The organism is Pseudoalteromonas sp. NZS11, assembly GCF_015864765.1.
GTDB classification, from domain to species: domain Bacteria; phylum Pseudomonadota; class Gammaproteobacteria; order Enterobacterales; family Alteromonadaceae; genus Pseudoalteromonas; species Pseudoalteromonas arctica.
Genome location: NZ_JADYWP010000001.1, coordinates 460413 through 478193, shown reverse-complemented (window position 1 = coordinate 478193; position 17781 = coordinate 460413). Strand labels below are relative to the sequence as shown.

Genomic DNA, 17781 nt, shown 5'->3' with positions numbered 1-17781 from the left:
ATAAATAATGGGAACAAGCACTATGAATAAACATCATGTTAGTTGAAAAACTTTCACTAAATAAATCTATCTAGACGTCTAAATGGCTGCTATATTAAATCCATCAAAACAAACTTAGCTGGAATGAGGATTATGGCTTTATCACTAAAAGAGAAGATAGTGGACACCAATCAAGGTGTTTATCTTATTGGTACTACCCCGCCTAAAATTGGCACCGATAAAGCGCAATTAAAAACCATTGCAGAAAAGCTATTAGGTCGCTTACACGAAATTGAATACGACGGCGTGATAATTTACGACATTCAAGACGAAAGCAGCCGAACCAATCAAGACCGCCCATTTGCGTTTAAACAAACCGTTGATCCGCGTGAATACAGCCATTTACTTCGTAATTTATCTGCACAAGATGTGATTACTTATAAAAGTGTGGCGCAGCGTGGCGTAGGCGAATTTAAAGATTGGCTAAGTGAGACTAAAAACGACTACGATTTACAAAATGTAGTTTTAGTAGGTAGCCCGTCATCAATAGGCGATATAAAGCTAAGCCTGCCAGATGCGTATAAAGCGATGGCTGAGCAATCAGATGATTTCTTTTTAGGTGGCGTTACGATTGCCGAGCGCCATTCAAGTAAACGAAATGAGCACGAACGATTAATAGAAAAAACAGCACAAGGTTGTCAGTTTTTTATATCGCAAGCTGTTTACGACGCACAAGCTACTATAGAGCTAATTACTAGCTACGCACGTACATGTAAAGCACAAGGGATTACACCTCAACGTATTATATTAACGTTTACCCCGTGCGGCGGCGAAAAAACCTTAGACTTTATGCAATGGTTGGGTATCTCAGTGCCAGAGGCAACTAAATGGCGCATGCTTGATGCAGACAATACATTAAGCGAATCAGTACGTATTTGCCGCGAAAACCTCGACTTAATACTTAAAAGCTGTGCGCATTTAGATGTACCGCTGGGCCTAAATATTGAAAGCTTAACAAACCGTAAAGAAGAAATTGACGCGTCAATTAACTTATACCGTTTATTAAAAGCCATTATGGAATTAAACCTTGCGGAAAAGCTAATAGCTTAAAGGCTAGGTAAGAGCTAATTAACACCCTTCTTGGCAAGCCTCATGGCTTGCTTTTTTATGTCCGTTCTTTGAAAAATTAATTAATAAATACAAGTAAAGATTTGCAGCTTAAGCTATTTATTGAAGGTGTTTTTGGTTATTACTCTCAAGCCTTTTTAAGGCAAACCCCATAGAGGAGCACATAACACCAAAAATTATTCCCTCATTAGATATAAATCTAATGCTAGGGACGTTTCAAATAAGCTTATTATTGCTAAGGAAAAAATAAAACCCATCGCAGAGAAACCAACCAAGTTTGTGTGGCATGAGTCATGACGAACCTCCTTTTATTATTGTGCTTTTTTAGCGAGCTTATACGCTTGTTTATTTTTATACATTGCGTGGTCTGCATCATTTAATAGCGCTTCAAAGGGCTGCTTTTGTTTATTAGTAAAACTATAACCAATACTAAGCGATAAATCGCAAACGTCTTCTTTGAGTAAAGCTTTTGAATACTCAGAGGATATTTTATCCATAATGTAGTTAATTTTACTCTTATCGCTTACTTGCATTACTGCAACAAACTCATCGCCACCTAAGCGTCCTACTATATCAGCATCTCTTAAATGCGTTTTTAGCGTATCTGCCAATATAATTAAGGCTTTGTCGCCCACCTCATGACCAAAGGTGTCGTTTAATTTTTTAAAGTCGTTTATATCAATAAACAAACAGCATACGTCAAAGCCTAAACGTAGCGCTAAGTTAAGTTTTTGCTGGGCTAATAAGTTAAGTGCTCGGCGGTTATAAATATTCGTTAATGAGTCTAACATGGCTATTTCGCGCATTTGCTCATAGCTATACACAAGCGCTAGGTCGTCTTCAATCAAATCGCGTAGTTGTTCTATGAGTTCAAAATATTCATCGGTATAGCTTGTTATTTTAGTGTCTTTTAAACATAACGTGCCAAACACTTCGCCTTCAGGCCAATGAATAGGTAAACCTAGGTAGGATTCAACACCGTCTTCAACTACTTCTGGTAGGGTATTCCATGTATCGTTATTACTTGCATCATTAACATATAATGTATTGTTAGTTTCAGCTACGTGGCGACAAAACAGAGGTGTTTGAGGAGGAAGTATAGGATTGGTCTCAAAGTTAGAGCCACCTTCGTTACTTCTAATAACAACGCGATAGCCTTTGCTTGTTGCCTGAACTATATAACCAGACGGGGCTGAAAAAAGCCCCGTTATAAGGTCGATTGTTTTTTGCCATTTATGCAAAGATATTTGGCCATCAATACCAGAAAATGCCCATTGATCAATTTCAAACATTGCTTTACCTCGGCTATTTAGTAGCTCCAGTATAGGCAAAAAAGCAAAGTAAAAGCTATTATTTACGACGTCTACTTGGCTCTCTTTTACCAGTGATGCGTTTTTTATCGCGATCTTTTCGCGACTTGTTAGTATTTTTACGATTATCTTTTGGCTTTTTATTAGGATCTGGCTCGTAACCTTCTAACCACTGCGGCGTTAAACGCGTATCGAGTAGTACTTCAATTTCTTCTAGCAGCCATTGCTCATCAAGACTTACCAGCGACATAGCAAGTCCTTGTTCGCCAGCACGACCTGTACGGCCAATACGGTGCACGTAATCCTCGGCAATGTACGGTAGTTCAAAGTTAATTACGTATCTAAGTGTAGAAATATCTAAACCACGCGCAGCTACATCGGTTGCAACAAGTACGCGTGTAATACCTTCTTTAAAGTTTTGCAATGCACGGTCGCGTGCGCCTTGCGATTTGTCGCCATGGATTGATTCGGTTTTTAAACCGTCTTTACACATTTCTTTAGCAAGCTGATCAGCCATTTGTTTTGTGCGAGTAAAAATAAGCACTTGGCGCCAGTTTTTCATACCAATCATGTGCGATACAAGTTCGCGCTTACGATCCTCATCTACAGCGTAAATAACTTGCTCTACTTCAACGGCTGCTGAGTTACGTTTATCAACTTCAATTAGCTCTGGGTTTTTAAGTAACTTTTTACTGAGTTCAAACACGCTGTCATCAAACGTAGCTGAAAATAGTAAAGTTTGGCGATCACCCGGGATATGTCGCAATATACGTCTAATTTCATCAATAAACCCCATATCAAGCATGCGGTCAGCTTCGTCAAACACTAAGGAGTCTACGCTTGAAAGTACCACACTGCCTTTAACTATATGATCAAGCAAACGCCCAGGTGTTGCCACTATAACTTGCGCTGTTTTAAGTGCTTTTATTTGAGGGCCAATACTTGCGCCACCATAGGCTAAAGCGCCATTGATATTAGTGCCTTGTGCGTACTTTTCAAAGCTTGCAAATACTTGCTGAGCAAGCTCACGGGTTGGCGTTAAAATTACAACGCGGGCAAGGCCTTGCTCATCTTTTTTAGGGGTATTTAAAAGCTTATGTAACAAAGGTAAAACAAAGGCGGCGGTTTTACCAGTACCTGTTTGCGCGCTGCCCATTACATCACTTCCGGCTAAAATAGGCGGAATAGTTTTAATCTGAATTGCGGTTGGTTGAGTGTAATTATTTTGCTCAATCGCTGTTAATAATAACGGGTCGAGATTAAGTGATGAGAACGTAGTGGCAGACATAGGCTTAGCTTTAAAATAACAAAGAGCGCTATTGTACGCATATTACTGTACTGCGTAAATTAACCAGTCCAGAAAAGTATTTAATCGTGGTTGCTCACTTTCGCTTTAGCGCTAAAAACAATAAAAAAGGCGCTAAATAACAGCTGTATTTAGCGCCTTTTATAATTTGCTGTAGCTTTAAGCTGGCTTTAGTGTCGCTTTACGCTCGTTGTAAAACGCTATTAAATCGTCAACTGTTGCTTGGCAGTATTCGCGTATACCCGAAACTACCATATGCTTTTCACCACTACCCACTTTAACGCCGTTTTCTAACAGGTTAAAACGTAGTGTAATTTTTCCGCGCTTGCCGGCGTACTCAAAACTAGGCTCTGCAAACTCAAGTTCTGGTGCTGTAATATCAAGATTATCAAGGTTGATAAGCATTGATTCGTAAATGATCATTGGGCGAGCAGGGTTAATCATTACCTCTTGCTTACCCATTAATGGAATAATTACATGCGGGAAAGTAGTACCAGAAAACTCAACATAATTTTTTATTAGGCTATTAGTCAGTGCTGGGCATTGGCTGGTTTTACCTTTGCGCTTTACCTTTAAAATAACTTTTTCGCCATTGGTTACATCAAACTCATCAGCCCCTTCAGGGAAGTTAAGTTTGGTGTTTTCATCAACCATACCGGCAAAAGTAAATTCCATTTGTTCACTAATACCGTAGCGGTCTAGTACCAATGAAAAAAGTAAGTCTCCTGGCGCGCAAAACTTTTTGGCATCTTTGTCGTGAAGTGGATTGTAATCATCAGCAACGCATTTAGCGAATCGACAACCTTGCTCACGAGAGATAGAAACATAATCAGCATGCTGCTGAAAAAAAGGACTTAACATAGTTTGTTCACTGCTTAAACTGCTTATAACCTATCTATATTACCAGAAAAAAAATACTGAGAGGTCGAATCTGTTAGATTAGTTGCTAAATAAAACAGAGCAATATAAAACAATGACCTTTTATTTATTAGCGCTATCAATTATATGTGTTTTTCCGTACTGCAAAATATCAATAATGCGGCAACCCCTTTGGCACTACTTACTAGCTTTAAGTGTTGTAAGTGCATATTTTCAAGGTTATATAAATTTATATGCCCTGCTGAGCACTGGGCTTTATGTTGCTTTATACCACAGCGCACTAAATACAAAACAGCCAATAATACGCGCCATATTAAACACTATTTTTATAATTGCCTCATTGGCATTAGCACTTCATTGGGTGCCTGGTTTTAATAACTTCCCTATTGTTATAAACGAGCGTATTACCAGCGATGCGATTACTTTTACCCTTTATGCTAATTTTGATAAAGCTATGGCTGGGTTATTTCTTTGTGCTTACTTTTTTTCAAACTTAGATTCAAATAAAAAGCCTTTAAAAACAGACTCTAATAAAGTGGGCTCATTAAACGTTAAACAACCCATTTTAATAGTTATTGCTACTGTTTTAGCTTCGCTCATAGCGGCTTTACTGCTTGGACTTGTAAGCTTTAACCCTAAGGTTCCTGACTTTTGGTTAGCCTTTATGGCTATTAATCTTTTATTTACCTGTGTAGCTGAGGAAGCTTTATTTCGAGGTTTACTACAAACTAAGCTTAGCAAAATAATTACACCTACCCGTTTAGCAATACTTGCCCCTGTAATTACTGCAGGTATTTTTGCTTTGGCACATTTTGCTGGAGGAATTAACTATGTATTGGTTTCATTTATTGCCGGCTTAGGGTATGGCTATGTTTTTTATAAAACGCAGCGCTTAGAGTGGGCTATTTTATGCCATTGGTTGGTTAATGTTTGCCACTTCTTTTTGTTTACTTACCCTATGCTCAATAAAATCTAAATACATTTACAAATGCTAACAATTTACTTAGTAGTAAACATTGCCCGCATTTGATTTTGTTAGTAATTTACTATTTCAAATAATAAATTAAGGGACTAATAAATATGCTACGTTTTATAACGGCAATAACAGTGCTCGCCACAATAACGGGTTGTTCAAGCATGACTTATCATACAGATATAGACAACGGCGTTTTATCTCAAGAAATTGGCACCTACGTTAATAAAAGAGATTTACAGCAATTTTATAGCGACCAAAAAGCACACGAAAGTGGCGCTACACTCCTAGGCCGAATAGAAGGTGAAAGCTGTGATGGCGACGGTATGGGTAACAATAATGTAAGCTATAACCGCTCTAAATCAAACGCAATTGATTTACTTAAAGCTGATGCCATGCGCAGAGGCGGAAATGCTTTTACTATTAATTCTTGTAGTGAAACGTCTGTATCGTATTGCGACCTATCTGTTTTATGCACCGGACAGGCCTACGACTATTAATAAGTAAAAGTGCAAATTATATATTAAGCGCAAAGCTAAGTAGTACGCGCTTTCCAGACTCGATTTTAGATACGCTGTGTTCGTACTTATCGGGTCTGAATAAATACACGCGATTAAATAAATTTATAATGCATTTTGAGCATTTAAATACCCCACCCGCTTTAGGTTTTTCTAATACAAAGTTGAGCTTGTAATAGCGCCCTTGCTGCACAGGGTCAATATGGTTCATTACGCTGTGATTAGTTGGGTAAGTAACAAGGTTTATCGAAAATGTATTACTGCTAAAAATAGCTTTGTTTTTAACGGTTGCAATCATACTGCCTCCATATTGTTTATGTGTCTTATTGTATCATTGGGCTGGGTCTTACTTCGTTTTTAAACGAGACTAAAACGCCATGATATATAGCCAATCAGACTAGGGTCTGTTGTTCTTTGCGGATTAAAATTCATTCAAACTAGGGGCTATTTAATCGCGGCGCGAGATTTGTAACCTAGTGGGCTAAGTAAAAACCGAGCAACAAAGAGTAAGTAGCCCCTAGGAAGAACCCTTTGGGCAGCGCCTGTTTGGCATTAATGCTACGTTATCGCCCATTTATAGGGGAATAACCACACTGCATAGGCTCTGCCTTGCCTAAATACCAAACAGACTGCTGTAAATTTAACCTTGAAAGAACAACAGACCCTTATATAAAACTATCTGACACAAAAAAGCCGAGCTTAATAAGCTCGGCTTTTATAAGTGCATTTTAGTAATTATGCACTTGGGTATTCGCGGTACGCACGCTCTATATTTTTAGCCTGCTTTTTAGAAATACCTAAATGAGCAAGTGCAACACGTAAACGAGCACGTGATAAGTCAGACCCCAATATTTCCATTGCATCAAGCACTGACGTACTTGACGTTTTGCCAGTAATTGCGACAAATATTGGCTCTAAAAAGTCTTTAATCTTAAGCTCGTGGAATGTTGCAACTTCTTTTGCAATTGCAAAAATAGCGGGCTTTTCAAAGCTACGTAAACCTTCAAGCTGCCATACAAAAAATTGTAGCGCTTGGCGAATCACGTTTTCGTCTGCTTTGCCGGCTGTTAATAGCGCAGGATCGTAAGTTGGAATACCACCTACAAAGTGCCCTGCAAGCTCAACCATATCCGACAGCGTATTAATACGTGTTTTAACTTCTGGTAATATTTTAGCTAACATTTCGCCATTAAACTTCCAATCAACAAAGCGCTGAATTAACTGCTCGTCGGTTAGATTTTCGCGGATCCACATGCCGTTTAACCAGCTTAATTTATCTACGTCGAATACTGGACCACCAAGCGATACGCGCTTCATGTCGAAGTTTTCAATCATCTCATTAAGTGTGAACTTTTCACGCTCATCAGGCATTGACCAACCCATACGGCCTAAGTAGTTAAGCACGGCTTCTGGCAGGTAGCCCATTTCTTTATAGTAATTAATAGACGTTGGGTTTTTACGCTTAGACAGCTTTGATTTATCTGGGTTACGTAGTAATGGTAAGTGACCAAGTACTGGTGCTTCCCAACCAAAATCTTCATACAGTTTTAATAACTTAGGTGCTGAGTTAATCCACTCTTCACCACGGAAAATATGACTAATTTCCATATGGTGGTCGTCAACTACGTTCGCTAAAAAGTACGTTGGAAAGCCATCCGCTTTTAAAAGCACTTGCATGTCTACGTTTTCCCACGGGATCTCAATTTCATCACGTAAGTAGTCGTTAAACTTAAATGTGCCTTCGCTTGGGATTTTCATACGTATAACGTAAGGTTTGCCTTCAGCTAAGTTTGCTTTAATTTCTTCATCTGTATGGTTTAAACCACGACCGTCATATTTAGGGCGTAGGCCTTCTGCCATTTGCTCTTCACGCATTTGATCAAGCTCTTCGCTTGTTGCAAAGCAGTAAAACGCTTTACCATCATCAACTAACTGATGCGCGTATTTTTTATATAAATCGCTACGCTCAGATTGACGGTAAGGACCAAATTCGCCACCCACATCAGGACCATGATCCCACTCAAGCCCTAACCAACGTAGGCTATCCATAATCGCAAGTTCAGACTCTGGCGTGCTACGTACTTGGTCTGTATCTTCTATACGAAGTACAAATTCACCGCCTTGTTGTTTAGCAAAACAGTAGTTAAATAAGGCGATATAAGCGGTGCCAAGATGCGGGTCACCAGTTGGCGACGGGGCAACACGGGTGCGAATTGTCATGGTATATTCTCTTTAAATAAGTGAGATAATAAAAGTGGTTTATGCAGCTACTTTGTTTAAGTAAGCAATAATATCGTTTGATTCGTACAGCCATTGTACTTGGCCGTTTTGCTCTATACGCAGGCAAGGCACTTTAACTTTGCCGCCTTGTTCTAGTAGCTCTTGACGATATTGCTCATTGTCTTTTGCATCACGCGTTTCTATGTTTAAGCCTTCGCGTTTAATGGCGCGACGTACTTTTACACAAAACGGGCATGCTTTAAATTGATACAGTTTAAATTGTGAGGTTTGCTGATCAAGCTGTGCTTGCTCGTCGCTTGCACGCTTTTTACTGCGAGGAGTAAATACAAAATTAAAGAATAAGATTATACAACCTAAAAACCAACGAACTAATTTCATGTTCTGTGCTCTGCTTACAACAATTTAAGGAGCCAGATTTTAGCACAAATTTACAATCAAAAAAGTGTAATACTGCGAGAATTACACTCAAGTAATTTAATTTACTAAAAGTGCTTCTATAGCAAGACCATATCATCCCTATGAAGTACTTCTGCGCCACTATCGTAATCGAGTAATTGGCCTATTTGACTAGAATGCGCACCCTTTATTTTATTTACCTCGGTGCTACTAAAGCGCGTTAAGCCCCGTGCAATTACTTGATTTTTATTATCTATTAAATCAATTAAATCACCGCGTTCAAAACGTCCAAATGCATTAGTAACGCCTTTAGCAAGTAAGCTTGCGCCTTTATTTTGAAGGGCACCAATAGCACCTGCATCTATAACAATTTGGCCGGTACTTTTAGGCCCGGCTAGTAACCATTTTTTACGGCCATCTTTTGGAGCGGTGAGTTTTAAAAAACGCGTGCCTGGTAACTCGTCACTCATGCATTTTAAAATAACGTTTTTACCTGCGCCTTTAGCAATAATAACTTCAACACCTGCGCGCCTTGCAATGTCGGCGGCCTGCAGTTTAGTCGCCATACCGCCGGTGCCTAAATTTGTACCACTGCCACCAGCAAGTTGTCGCAGCTCATCATTTATATGTGTTACTTCACCAATGAGGGTGGCATCGGCGTTTGTGCGCGGATCGCTGGTAAATAACCCTTCTTGATCGGTAAGTAGCAGTAACTTATTAGCATTAGCCAAAATAGCGACAAGTGCCGATAAATTATCGTTGTCGCCTACTTTTATTTCGCTGGTAGCGACTGCGTCATTTTCGTTAATGATGGGTACAACGTCGTAATTTAATAATGCATTGAGTGTATCGCGGGCATTAAGGTAGCGCTCTCTGTCGTCTACATCGGCGCGAGTTAACAGCATTTGCCCTACATTTACACCGTATAAACCAAACAAGCTCTGCCAAATATGAATAAGTTGACCTTGTCCAATTGCAGCAAGCATTTGTTTATCAATTAAGCTTCTGCCACAGGGTTTTAATAGTTGTTCGCGCCCAGCAGCTACCGCGCCGCTCGATACTAAAATAACGTGATGACCCTGCTTTTTAAGCTCGCAGCATTGGCGTACTAATTCAACCATGTGTGCTTTATCTAGTTTATCGGTGCCGCCAGTAAGAACGCTTGTACCAAGCTTTACAACTATTACCTGTTCCCTTTGCATGTGCTTTTTACTACTGATTAATTAAAGATGAATTAATTTATACCAGCTCGGTATTTTTGAACAAGTTAAAAATATTCATGCTAGGATCTGATTTTATTAAATTATGTAAATTACTTTCTATGCCTGCCAGTTTATGTTTAATTATTGCCACCTTTTTATGGGGCAGCTCTTTTATAGCGCTTAAATACGCCATTGCCATTTACGACCCTGCATTGGTAATATTTTTACGCATGCTCACCACGTTAGTTTTGTCGCTTTGTTTGTGGCGCTACGTTATTCGGTTTGAGTATTTAAAAGGTGACTGGAAGTATTTAGTGGGTATGTCGCTTGCTGAACCTTGCTTGTACTTTTTATTTGAAGGCCATGCAATGGAATACACATCGGCCTCGCAGGCTGGGGTTATTGTGTCGTGCTTGCCCATTATTATTGCGCTGCTTGCCTTTTTATTGCTTAAAGAATATATAAGTAAATCCATCGTGGTCGGTTTTACGCTGTGTATTGGCGGCAGTATTTTACTTACGCTTCTTTCACCCAGTTCTGAGCAGGCACCTAATCCGTTGTTGGGTAACTTTTTAGAGCTTATGGCTATGGTGTGCGCTGCATTTTATACCGTAAGTATTAAACATTTAGCTAATCGCTACTCGCCCCTGACTTTAATTGCATTGCAAGGTATTAGCGGTAGCTTGTTTTTTGCACCGTTTTTATTTTTTATCGACCTACCAAGCGAAAACCAACACGACTTAACCGCGCTTATGAGCATTTTGTATTTAGGTTCGTGTGTAACCCTTGGCGGCTACGGCATGTACAACTACGCTATTAGTAAAGTATCGGTATTAACCGCGGCTGCATACTCTAATTTAATCCCTATTTTTACACTTATTTTGTCCGCTATTATTTTGGGCGAAGTGCTCAATGTGTGGCAATGGCTGAGCATATTTGTGGTATTTATTGGTGTAATGGTAAGCCAGCGCCATCAAGAACTTGTGGTTGATATACCGCTTAGTGAATCGGGCGAAGACATTTGCGCAGATACAAGCAATCTTAAATCAGTACCCGAGGCAAGCGAATCAAAAGGGTAACAGGTAAGCAAATACAGCCCGGGTGTTTGTAAAAATGTGTTTTGGGATTGATGAATAACCTCAATCCCCGTTACTTTATAATTTTGTATCACCCCACTTTGCAGCTGCAAAGTAAACGCCTCTCCCAATTTTGCGTTTTGTAAAAATGCAAAGTGGGTGTCGTTATGCCCTGCTATTAGCGCGCCTTTTTCGTTTCCAAATTCTTTTCCGCCAAGCTCCCCTGCGGGTAAAAATTGGCTAGGCGCAAATGCTAAATTACGACCACTCGCTCCAGCCAATACGCTTAATGTTTTATTATGGCTTGGCCAATCAAGCTTTGCAGTAACGTAGCTGTCGGCGTAATACCACGGCCTTACTTTAATCCCGGGTGATTTAAGCGCCTCTTGCCATGCCTGTTCAATTAATACTTGAGCAAGCCACGCTTTTGCCTGCATATAAGCACCGTAGCCAAATAATCCAAGCCCAGCTATTAGTAAGCCCGCGCTTAGCCACTTTTTCATTTACGTGCCCTGCTTAATTTAAATGATCGGTTTATTTTAAGAGCGCCATAGCCGAGTAATAAAATACATCCTAGCAATATATGTAATCTGCTTTGCCCATCGGTTTGCGGTAAACGCATTGCCATACCTTGTGGCACTGCATTAGTAGCTTGCGCCGTTTGCTCTGCCACTTCTTTTATGTGAGTTTGTTCAATCGCTATAAAAGCAGTAAACGGGCTAAGTAATTGATGAGTAAGTGCAAGCTCCTGTACTTCATCTTTAACTGTATTTTGCTCGTTGTATAAAAGTAATGACTTGATTTTTTGGCGCGCCCACAGTTTTGCTATACCTTGAGCGCTTGAGCTATTTTGTGTACTTAATTTAATACTTAAAGGCCCTTGTGCTGTTTGCCCAGCAAGTACCACACTTTTAGCATTATTAAGTTTTATAGCGACCATAATAGGCTCGCCAAAATATAAATCAGGTAGTGGTGACGGCCAAAAATCTAAGCTGTTACCGCTTTCATCGCTTAGCGCCAAATTAGTAATAGCCGGATGTGCAAGCTTATCAAACAACTGCTGCATTTTGGGTTGCACCTCACTTGTGCTGCCTATAAACGTAAATGAGCCTTTGCCTATATCTGCCGCTCGGCGCATAAAAAAGCTGTTAGGTGCGCTGCCAATACCTACCGTAAATAAGCGGCTATCGCCTAACTTACTTTGAATGTTTTTAAACAATGCGTCTTCATTACTTACGCTACCATCAGTTAAAAATACAACTTGGCGTACAAAACCATCAAACTCGCTGCCATCAAGTACGGCATTAAGCGCACCTTGTATTTCTGTGCCGCCGTCGGCCTCTAGGCTATAAATAAATCGCTCTGCACGGCGTAAATTAAAGTCACTGGCTATAAGTGGTTTATCGCTCATTGGAGTCACTATGTTGTCAAAACCAATTATGTTAAAGCTGTCGTCGCTATCGAGTAATGACAGCGCATAAAACAACGCTTTTTTAGCTTGCTCCATAGATTGCCCGTGCATAGAGCCTGACGTATCAACTACAAATACCATTTCGCGAGGTAAGCGCTGAGTTTGTGTAAAGTGATCCCCCGGTGGCATTAGCATAGCAAGCCCGTATCGGTCACCATTTTCAAACTGCTGAGTAAAAAATGCGGCTTGAGCTTGCTCTTTTTGCAGCGGTTTAAACTCAAGTACAAAGTCGCGATTAACTGCATTTGTCTCATTTAACGCTATTTTATATTGCCCAAACGCGGTGTTTTGTACATCAACATTATGAAATTTAGAATTGATATCCACCAGCTCTAAGCCTACGTCTATATCAATGTTTAAGCTAAATTGGCTGCTTGGTACGTTATCATTTTGAGTACTATTTTGAGTGATGTTTTGAATGCTGTAAACAGGACTTAACCACCCAGTTGGGAGTGGGTTAGTATGCGTTTGGTTTTGAGTATTAACCTCAACCTCACCACTAATCGCGTGATAACGCGGTGTAATGGTAGTCGGAAATCTAATAGCAAATGTACCGCTGCTATAATCAATTATTTCTTGATACTCAAGCTCAATTATTACTTGCTCACCAGGGCCAATATTTGCCACATTCGTAATAAACATATTGGCGCGTTGCTGGCGTACAAGGGCCGCTTGCTTACCTGCTTTTTTAGCCTCTTCGTATTTTTTTTCGGCCTCTACCTTTTTATCAATTTGGCCTTTAATAACTCGCTCACCAATGTGCATGGTCATAGCATGCACGGCGCTTTCATCTGGCAGTGGAAAAACGTAGCGCGCATTAACCGCAAACGGGTTTTCGTTTTGATAGGTTTGCGTTACTACAACATGATTAATTAGGCCAGTTAAGGTCATGTTGGCGTCGCTTTTTAATATTATTGCTGGTCCTGCTGGCGCACCATTGCTATCAAAAAGTTCTAACTTGGGTGATTGCGCATGGCTTTTAAAGCTCGCTAACAGCACAATCGCTATGAATATAAAAATGCTTACTTTAGTAAGCATTTTGGTTGGTTTACTCAACATAAAATCACTCCATCGAACGCTTAGCTTTACTTAGATTCAGTTAGTTTTAGTTACTCGCCGTTTGGCCATTTGCTGGGCTCATTGAGCGAGTGGTAAGCGTTACGCGTCTATCAAAAAAGTTATCTTCCACCGTGTTGCTGTTAGCCAATGTTTGCTGCTCGCCAAATGCCTGCGTACTTAAGCGTTTGTGGCTCACACCGTGTTTTATTAAATAGCTTTGCACGGCATTTACACGCGCTTTAGAAAGTAAAAGGTTAGCTTGCTCATCGCCGCGTTGATCGGCAAAGCCACTTAAATCAAGTGCGAGTTGTGGTTGGTTGTTTAACAAGGTAACCAGTTGATCTAACTGCAGCGAAAAATGCGGGGCAATAACACTTGAACCCGTTTTAAATTGCACCGTCATCGCCAATAAGTTATTAATTTGAACTTGAGTTAACTGCTCATTTTGATTGGCAAGCACTTCTACCTGTTGCTCTAATATATTGTTGTGGTTAAGCACGTGTTGGTAATCGCTGGTTTTTTCTTTCATAACCGCAATTGCACGCTCTTGCTCTGCAATTTTGTTATCAGCTACTTTTGAATCACCTATTAAGCCACCGGCAAATGCCCCAATAAACGCACCAATTGGCCCGCCCACTACGCCGCCAATAATAGCGCCTGCACCTAGCCCAATAGCGGTTTCTTTATGGGCTTCTTTTGATGGCGTGTTAGATGCTGAGGCAATTGCTGGAGTACAAAAACTAGCAACCAGTGTTAACGCAATTAATGTCTTCTTCATGATTTGATCCTTAAACTTACTTTTTAATTTGTGACGTTTTGTTTTGATGGCTGTATTAAAACAAGCTCAAGTGGCAATAAAGGGGAGCAAAAATGGCAAACTGCTGAGCAATTGTGGCAAAAAAATGGCAATTGCCTTTTTAAGCGTACTTAGCTTAAAAACTTCGTTATAGTGCACAACAGAGGCAATAGGATAATGATTAGAATGAAAAAAATAGCCATCGTTGAAGATGAACCCTCAATCCGCGAAAACTACATAGAAATGCTGAGCGCACAGGGCTACCAAGTTAGTGGCTTTGCAGATCGCGCCAGCGCTGAAGCTGCATTTAAAAATGCCCTGCCCGATTTAGCCATTGTTGATATTGGCCTAGGCCATGAAATAGATGGTGGTTTTTTACTGTGCCAAACATTGCGTTCGCTTTCTAAAACACTGCCTATTATTTTTTTAACCGCTCGCGATAGCGAAATAGATACCGTATGCGGCCTGCGCATGGGCGCCGACGACTACCTAACAAAAGACATAAGTTTGGCGCATTTGGCTGCACGTATTGGCGCGCTATTTCGCCGAATGGAAGCGCTTGAGCAACCTGCTGATGCAAACGCACTCATAACACGCGGGCAGTTAACGCTCGACACGCAACGCATGCAGGTATTTTGGCAGCAACAATTAGTTGATTTAACCGTAACCGAATTTTGGATGCTGCATTCACTCGCCCAGCGACCTGGCCATGTTAAAAGCCGTAACGAATTAATGAGCGATGCAAAAATTTATGTAGACGACAGCACCATTACTTCACACGTAAAACGTATTCGTAAAAAATTTATAGCACTCGATAGCACCTTTGATTGCATAGATACCGTGTATGGCATGGGCTATCGGTGGGAACAACACTAATGCTACGATTTGGTCTGCGCAGTAAATTTATATTACTTTCATGTTTTTTGTTTTTGCTACCGTGGCTTGGCTACGAGTACGTGTGGGAAATGGAAAAGTTTTTACGCCAAGGCCAAGAAAAAACCCTCGTAGGCACCACTCGAGCACTTGCTACTGCATTACATGAGCGCCCCGCATTATTTGACGAGCAAACCAACTTTTTAGACCAAGTAGTAAAAGGCCGCGATTTATACGCTTATAATCTTAAAAACCCTATTCAGCTCGACGGTAAACTTAACGATTGGGACAGCTACCAACCGCTATTTTGGCACTACGACAAGCGCTACTTACAAAAAACAGATAACAAACATCAAGCCAGTGACTTATCGTTTGATCATATGGTGGGAAAATTTGATAACTACTTATACGCCGCATTTAAAGTCACCGACAATACCCTTATTTATCGCGCTAAAAATAGCTTAAGCATTACCAATAACGATTATTTACAAATTGGCCTAAAAACGCCAGACGGTCAGTTTAATACTTACATTATTGCGCCGCGCCAAGATGGTTGGGTTAATGCGTTTGATGCAAATACCAAAGCCCCTTTTACAAAAATTCAGGGCTATTTTGAAAGTACCAAATCAGGATATAACGTAGAGCTGCGCTTTCCTATTAACATGCTGGGCAACAAACTTGGCTTTGCCATTGTTGACATTGATAGTAAAGAGGCATTGTTAGAGCCTAAAATAATGTCCACTTCAAACTTAAATAACCCAAACGATTTAGGCTCGGTATTAGTCCCTTCTCCAGAAATTAGCCGTATTTTAAAAGGCATGGGCCACAGTGGTAGCCGCATTTGGGTGGTTGATAACCATCATCGTGTACTTGCACAATCGGGTACTATTCAAAATGCAGATGGCGTTTGGGCTGATGGACTTGCTAACCAAGCACCTGAAACTTGGTGGCAGCGCTTTGAGCAAAATTACTTGCACCCAATTTACTATAAAATATTAACGCGCCCCGAAAATGAGTTTTTAGATACCCTGCACGATGTAGCTTCTATGCAGGGCACACATTTAGCGAAAGCATTAAAAGGACAACCAGCATCGTCTTGGCGATTAACACCCGACAGTAAAGCCGTTATTTTATCGGCCGCTTACCCTATTTGGATTCAAGACCAAGTAATTGGCGCAGTAATAGCAGAGGAAACCACAAACGGCGTACGTACGCTGCGTAATAAGTCACTCGAAAAACTCTTTAACGTTATTTTAGCTGTGATGCTAATTGGTACTGTGACTTTATTCTTTTTTGCCTCACGTATATCGAACCGAATTAGGCGGCTGCGCGATACAGCTGAGCAAGCAATTGATGCACAAGGGCGTGTTACCGGCAGTATTAATTACAGCGATGCTAACGATGAAATTGGCGATCTGTCTCGTAGTTTTTCAAACATTGTTAGTCGACTTGGTGGCTATACCGATTACTTAGAAAATATGTCGTCGCGATTGTCACATGAACTACGCACGCCTGTTGCGGTAGTGCGCTCGTCACTCGAAAACTTACAAAGCTTGCCACAGAACGAGCTGAGTCAAAAATACCTCGATCGCGCCAGCGAAGGCGTTGAACGCTTAGGTAAAATAATAACTACCATGAGCGAAGCCACTCGCCTTGAACAAAGTATTCAAAGCAACGAACCCGAGCCATTTGATTTACAAAAAGTAATAAATGGTTGCATGCAAGGCTATCAGCTTACTTACCCAAACCAGTTATTTACGCTTGATGTATGCCAAAACAAATTACCTATGCAAGGTGCACCGGAGTTTATAGCTCAGCTGCTTGATAAACTTATTAATAACGCGCTGGAGTTTAGTGAAGCCAATACGGCTATTAATGTAGGCCTTAAGCAGAGCGAAAATAAAGCAATATTAACAGTGAGTAATACAGGCCCCGCGTTACCCGAAGGATTAACTGAGCATATTTTTGACTCTATGGTGTCGGTACGTAGCCAGCAAATGCAGCAACAGCCACATTTGGGGTTAGGTCTTTATATTGTAAGGCTGGTGTGCGACTACCATAAAGGCAGTGTAACAGCGCAAAATAACGAGCAAGGTGATGGTGTCGTATTTACTGTAACGCTGCCGTTAGTTACTGGCTAAGGCTGTATTTTTACCATTATATTTATAGCTACAGTCTTATATGCAAATAGTAAGTACACAATAAATTAAATTCAGCTGTATATTTTCAGTTAAAAATAGTTACTTTAATTTACCTTAACTCCATATAAATTAACAAATAAACACCTCTTATCCCTCAAAACCTGCCGGTTACAATTTAGTACAACTTCAAATGTAACTATTCACTTTTAATTCAGTCGAATGACCATACCCTACATCATATTAAAGTATTAAATTGAAGGAATACTCATGAAACCATCACTAGAGCGTGAAGAACTAGACTTTATTTTTGACTTATACAGGCCATCTAAAAAACCGGAGTCTGAAAATGTAAAACCTAAAAGTACAAACTACAAAGAGCTAAGAAAGCACGACGCGACTAAAAACCAAGGCGTATCGCACTACTTAGTCTAAT

Annotated in this window: 17 protein-coding genes; 7 read left to right on the top strand and 10 right to left on the bottom strand. The window is 40.3% G+C overall.

The features are described from left to right. Positions 1-132 precede the first annotated feature (132 nt). Positions 133-1089, top strand: coding sequence for a methylenetetrahydrofolate reductase (locus I6E82_RS02155; protein ID WP_024593278.1), 957 nt, complete (start codon positions 133-135; stop codon positions 1087-1089). A 329-nt stretch (positions 1090-1418) separates the two neighbouring features. On the opposite strand, the gene I6E82_RS02150 is transcribed toward I6E82_RS02155, so the two are convergent. The 3 genes from I6E82_RS02150 to I6E82_RS02140 all read right to left on the bottom strand — a co-directional run bounded on the left by I6E82_RS02150 (position 1419) and on the right by I6E82_RS02140 (position 4584). Beyond that, the gene (locus tag I6E82_RS02150) at positions 1419-2399 is read right to left on the bottom strand and encodes a sensor domain-containing diguanylate cyclase (RefSeq protein ID WP_165725581.1); all 981 of its coding nucleotides are present in this window, start codon (positions 2397-2399) and stop codon (positions 1419-1421) included. A gap of 58 nt (positions 2400-2457) precedes the next feature. Then, positions 2458-3705, bottom strand: coding sequence for a DEAD/DEAH box helicase (locus I6E82_RS02145; protein ID WP_024593280.1), 1248 nt, complete (start codon positions 3703-3705; stop codon positions 2458-2460). A gap of 177 nt (positions 3706-3882) precedes the next feature. After that, positions 3883-4584: a DUF3581 domain-containing protein gene (locus I6E82_RS02140; protein WP_007581602.1), complete on the bottom strand. Its 702-nt coding sequence runs from the start codon at positions 4582-4584 to the stop codon at positions 3883-3885. 112 nt (positions 4585-4696) lie between these two features. Between I6E82_RS02140 and I6E82_RS02135 the strand changes: the two genes are divergently transcribed. Together I6E82_RS02135 and I6E82_RS02130 are read left to right on the top strand one after the other, a co-directional pair. Then, positions 4697-5578 (top strand): CPBP family intramembrane glutamic endopeptidase, encoded by an 882-nt coding sequence (locus I6E82_RS02135; protein ID WP_197116594.1) that lies wholly within the window; start codon positions 4697-4699, stop codon positions 5576-5578. Positions 5579-5682: 104 nt separating this feature from the next. Then, positions 5683-6075, top strand: coding sequence for a hypothetical protein (locus I6E82_RS02130; RefSeq protein WP_197116592.1), 393 nt, complete (start codon positions 5683-5685; stop codon positions 6073-6075). Between the two features lie 16 nt (positions 6076-6091). On the opposite strand, the gene I6E82_RS02125 is transcribed toward I6E82_RS02130, so the two are convergent. The 4 genes from I6E82_RS02125 to proB form a co-directional block, all read right to left on the bottom strand. After that, positions 6092-6391: a hypothetical protein gene (locus I6E82_RS02125; protein WP_021032137.1), complete on the bottom strand. Its 300-nt coding sequence runs from the start codon at positions 6389-6391 to the stop codon at positions 6092-6094. A gap of 437 nt (positions 6392-6828) precedes the next feature. After that, entirely contained in the window at positions 6829-8313 is a 1485-nt protein-coding gene (gene gltX, locus I6E82_RS02120; RefSeq protein ID WP_007581594.1) for a glutamate--tRNA ligase, read from the bottom strand. A gap of 39 nt (positions 8314-8352) precedes the next feature. Further along, entirely contained in the window at positions 8353-8712 is a 360-nt protein-coding gene (locus tag I6E82_RS02115) for a glutaredoxin family protein (protein ID WP_007581591.1), read from the bottom strand. Between the two features lie 116 nt (positions 8713-8828). Beyond that, a complete protein-coding gene (gene proB, locus I6E82_RS02110) occupies positions 8829-9932 on the bottom strand; it encodes a glutamate 5-kinase (RefSeq protein ID WP_165721072.1) in 1104 nt (367 codons plus the stop codon). A gap of 119 nt (positions 9933-10051) precedes the next feature. Between proB and I6E82_RS02105 the strand changes: the two genes are divergently transcribed. Further along, on the top strand, positions 10052-11011 hold the full coding sequence (locus tag I6E82_RS02105) for a DMT family transporter (RefSeq protein ID WP_033013031.1): 960 nt from the start codon (positions 10052-10054) through the stop codon (positions 11009-11011). On the opposite strand, the gene I6E82_RS02100 is transcribed toward I6E82_RS02105, so the two are convergent. From I6E82_RS02100 to pdsO, 3 genes are read right to left on the bottom strand one after another with little or no spacing between them, the layout of a single operon-like run. Continuing rightward, positions 10906-11511 (bottom strand): class GN sortase, encoded by a 606-nt coding sequence (locus tag I6E82_RS02100; RefSeq protein WP_197116590.1) that lies wholly within the window; start codon positions 11509-11511, stop codon positions 10906-10908. The genes I6E82_RS02105 and I6E82_RS02100 overlap by 106 nt on opposite strands. Beyond that, positions 11508-13538 carry a marine proteobacterial sortase target protein gene (locus tag I6E82_RS02095; protein ID WP_197116588.1) on the bottom strand — a complete coding sequence of 677 codons (2031 nt, stop codon included), beginning with the start codon at positions 13536-13538 and terminating at the stop codon, positions 11508-11510. The genes I6E82_RS02100 and I6E82_RS02095 overlap by 4 nt, the downstream gene beginning before the upstream one ends. 46 nt (positions 13539-13584) lie before the next feature. Then, positions 13585-14316, bottom strand: coding sequence for a sortase-associated OmpA-like protein PdsO (gene pdsO, locus I6E82_RS02090; protein ID WP_197116586.1), 732 nt, complete (start codon positions 14314-14316; stop codon positions 13585-13587). A gap of 204 nt (positions 14317-14520) precedes the next feature. On the opposite strand from pdsO, the gene pdsR reads away from it, so the two are divergent. The 3 genes from pdsR (at position 14521) to I6E82_RS02075 (ending at position 17780) form a co-directional block, all read left to right on the top strand. Continuing rightward, a complete protein-coding gene (gene pdsR, locus I6E82_RS02085) occupies positions 14521-15210 on the top strand; it encodes a proteobacterial dedicated sortase system response regulator (protein ID WP_024593289.1) in 690 nt (229 codons plus the stop codon). Continuing rightward, positions 15210-17348, top strand: a complete 2139-nt coding sequence (pdsS, locus tag I6E82_RS02080; protein ID WP_197116585.1) for a proteobacterial dedicated sortase system histidine kinase — start codon at positions 15210-15212, stop codon at positions 17346-17348. The genes pdsR and pdsS overlap by 1 nt, the downstream gene beginning before the upstream one ends. Positions 17349-17615: 267 nt before the next feature. Beyond that, the gene (locus I6E82_RS02075) at positions 17616-17780 is read left to right on the top strand and encodes a hypothetical protein (protein WP_007581574.1); all 165 of its coding nucleotides are present in this window, start codon (positions 17616-17618) and stop codon (positions 17778-17780) included. Position 17781: the final 1 nt, after the last annotated feature.

What these genes read in the sequence shown, in the direction of transcription:
- I6E82_RS02155 (WP_024593278.1), top strand. Translation starts at nt 133, where the DNA reads ATGGCTTTATCACTAAAAGAGAAGATAGTGGACACCAATCAAGGTGTT.
- I6E82_RS02150 (WP_165725581.1), bottom strand. Translation starts at nt 2,399, where the DNA reads ATGTTTGAAATTGATCAATGGGCATTTTCTGGTATTGATGGCCAAATA.
- I6E82_RS02145 (WP_024593280.1), bottom strand. Translation starts at nt 3,705, where the DNA reads ATGTCTGCCACTACGTTCTCATCACTTAATCTCGACCCGTTATTATTA.
- I6E82_RS02140 (WP_007581602.1), bottom strand. Translation starts at nt 4,584, where the DNA reads ATGTTAAGTCCTTTTTTTCAGCAGCATGCTGATTATGTTTCTATCTCT.
- I6E82_RS02135 (WP_197116594.1), top strand. Translation starts at nt 4,697, where the DNA reads ATGACCTTTTATTTATTAGCGCTATCAATTATATGTGTTTTTCCGTAC.
- I6E82_RS02130 (WP_197116592.1), top strand. Translation starts at nt 5,683, where the DNA reads ATGCTACGTTTTATAACGGCAATAACAGTGCTCGCCACAATAACGGGT.
- I6E82_RS02125 (WP_021032137.1), bottom strand. Translation starts at nt 6,391, where the DNA reads ATGATTGCAACCGTTAAAAACAAAGCTATTTTTAGCAGTAATACATTT.
- gltX (WP_007581594.1), bottom strand. Translation starts at nt 8,313, where the DNA reads ATGACAATTCGCACCCGTGTTGCCCCGTCGCCAACTGGTGACCCGCAT.
- I6E82_RS02115 (WP_007581591.1), bottom strand. Translation starts at nt 8,712, where the DNA reads ATGAAATTAGTTCGTTGGTTTTTAGGTTGTATAATCTTATTCTTTAAT.
- proB (WP_165721072.1), bottom strand. Translation starts at nt 9,932, where the DNA reads ATGCAAAGGGAACAGGTAATAGTTGTAAAGCTTGGTACAAGCGTTCTT.
- I6E82_RS02105 (WP_033013031.1), top strand. Translation starts at nt 10,052, where the DNA reads ATGCCTGCCAGTTTATGTTTAATTATTGCCACCTTTTTATGGGGCAGC.
- I6E82_RS02100 (WP_197116590.1), bottom strand. Translation starts at nt 11,511, where the DNA reads ATGAAAAAGTGGCTAAGCGCGGGCTTACTAATAGCTGGGCTTGGATTA.
- I6E82_RS02095 (WP_197116588.1), bottom strand. Translation starts at nt 13,538, where the DNA reads ATGTTGAGTAAACCAACCAAAATGCTTACTAAAGTAAGCATTTTTATA.
- pdsO (WP_197116586.1), bottom strand. Translation starts at nt 14,316, where the DNA reads ATGAAGAAGACATTAATTGCGTTAACACTGGTTGCTAGTTTTTGTACT.
- pdsR (WP_024593289.1), top strand. Translation starts at nt 14,521, where the DNA reads ATGAAAAAAATAGCCATCGTTGAAGATGAACCCTCAATCCGCGAAAAC.
- pdsS (WP_197116585.1), top strand. Translation starts at nt 15,210, where the DNA reads ATGCTACGATTTGGTCTGCGCAGTAAATTTATATTACTTTCATGTTTT.
- I6E82_RS02075 (WP_007581574.1), top strand. Translation starts at nt 17,616, where the DNA reads ATGAAACCATCACTAGAGCGTGAAGAACTAGACTTTATTTTTGACTTA.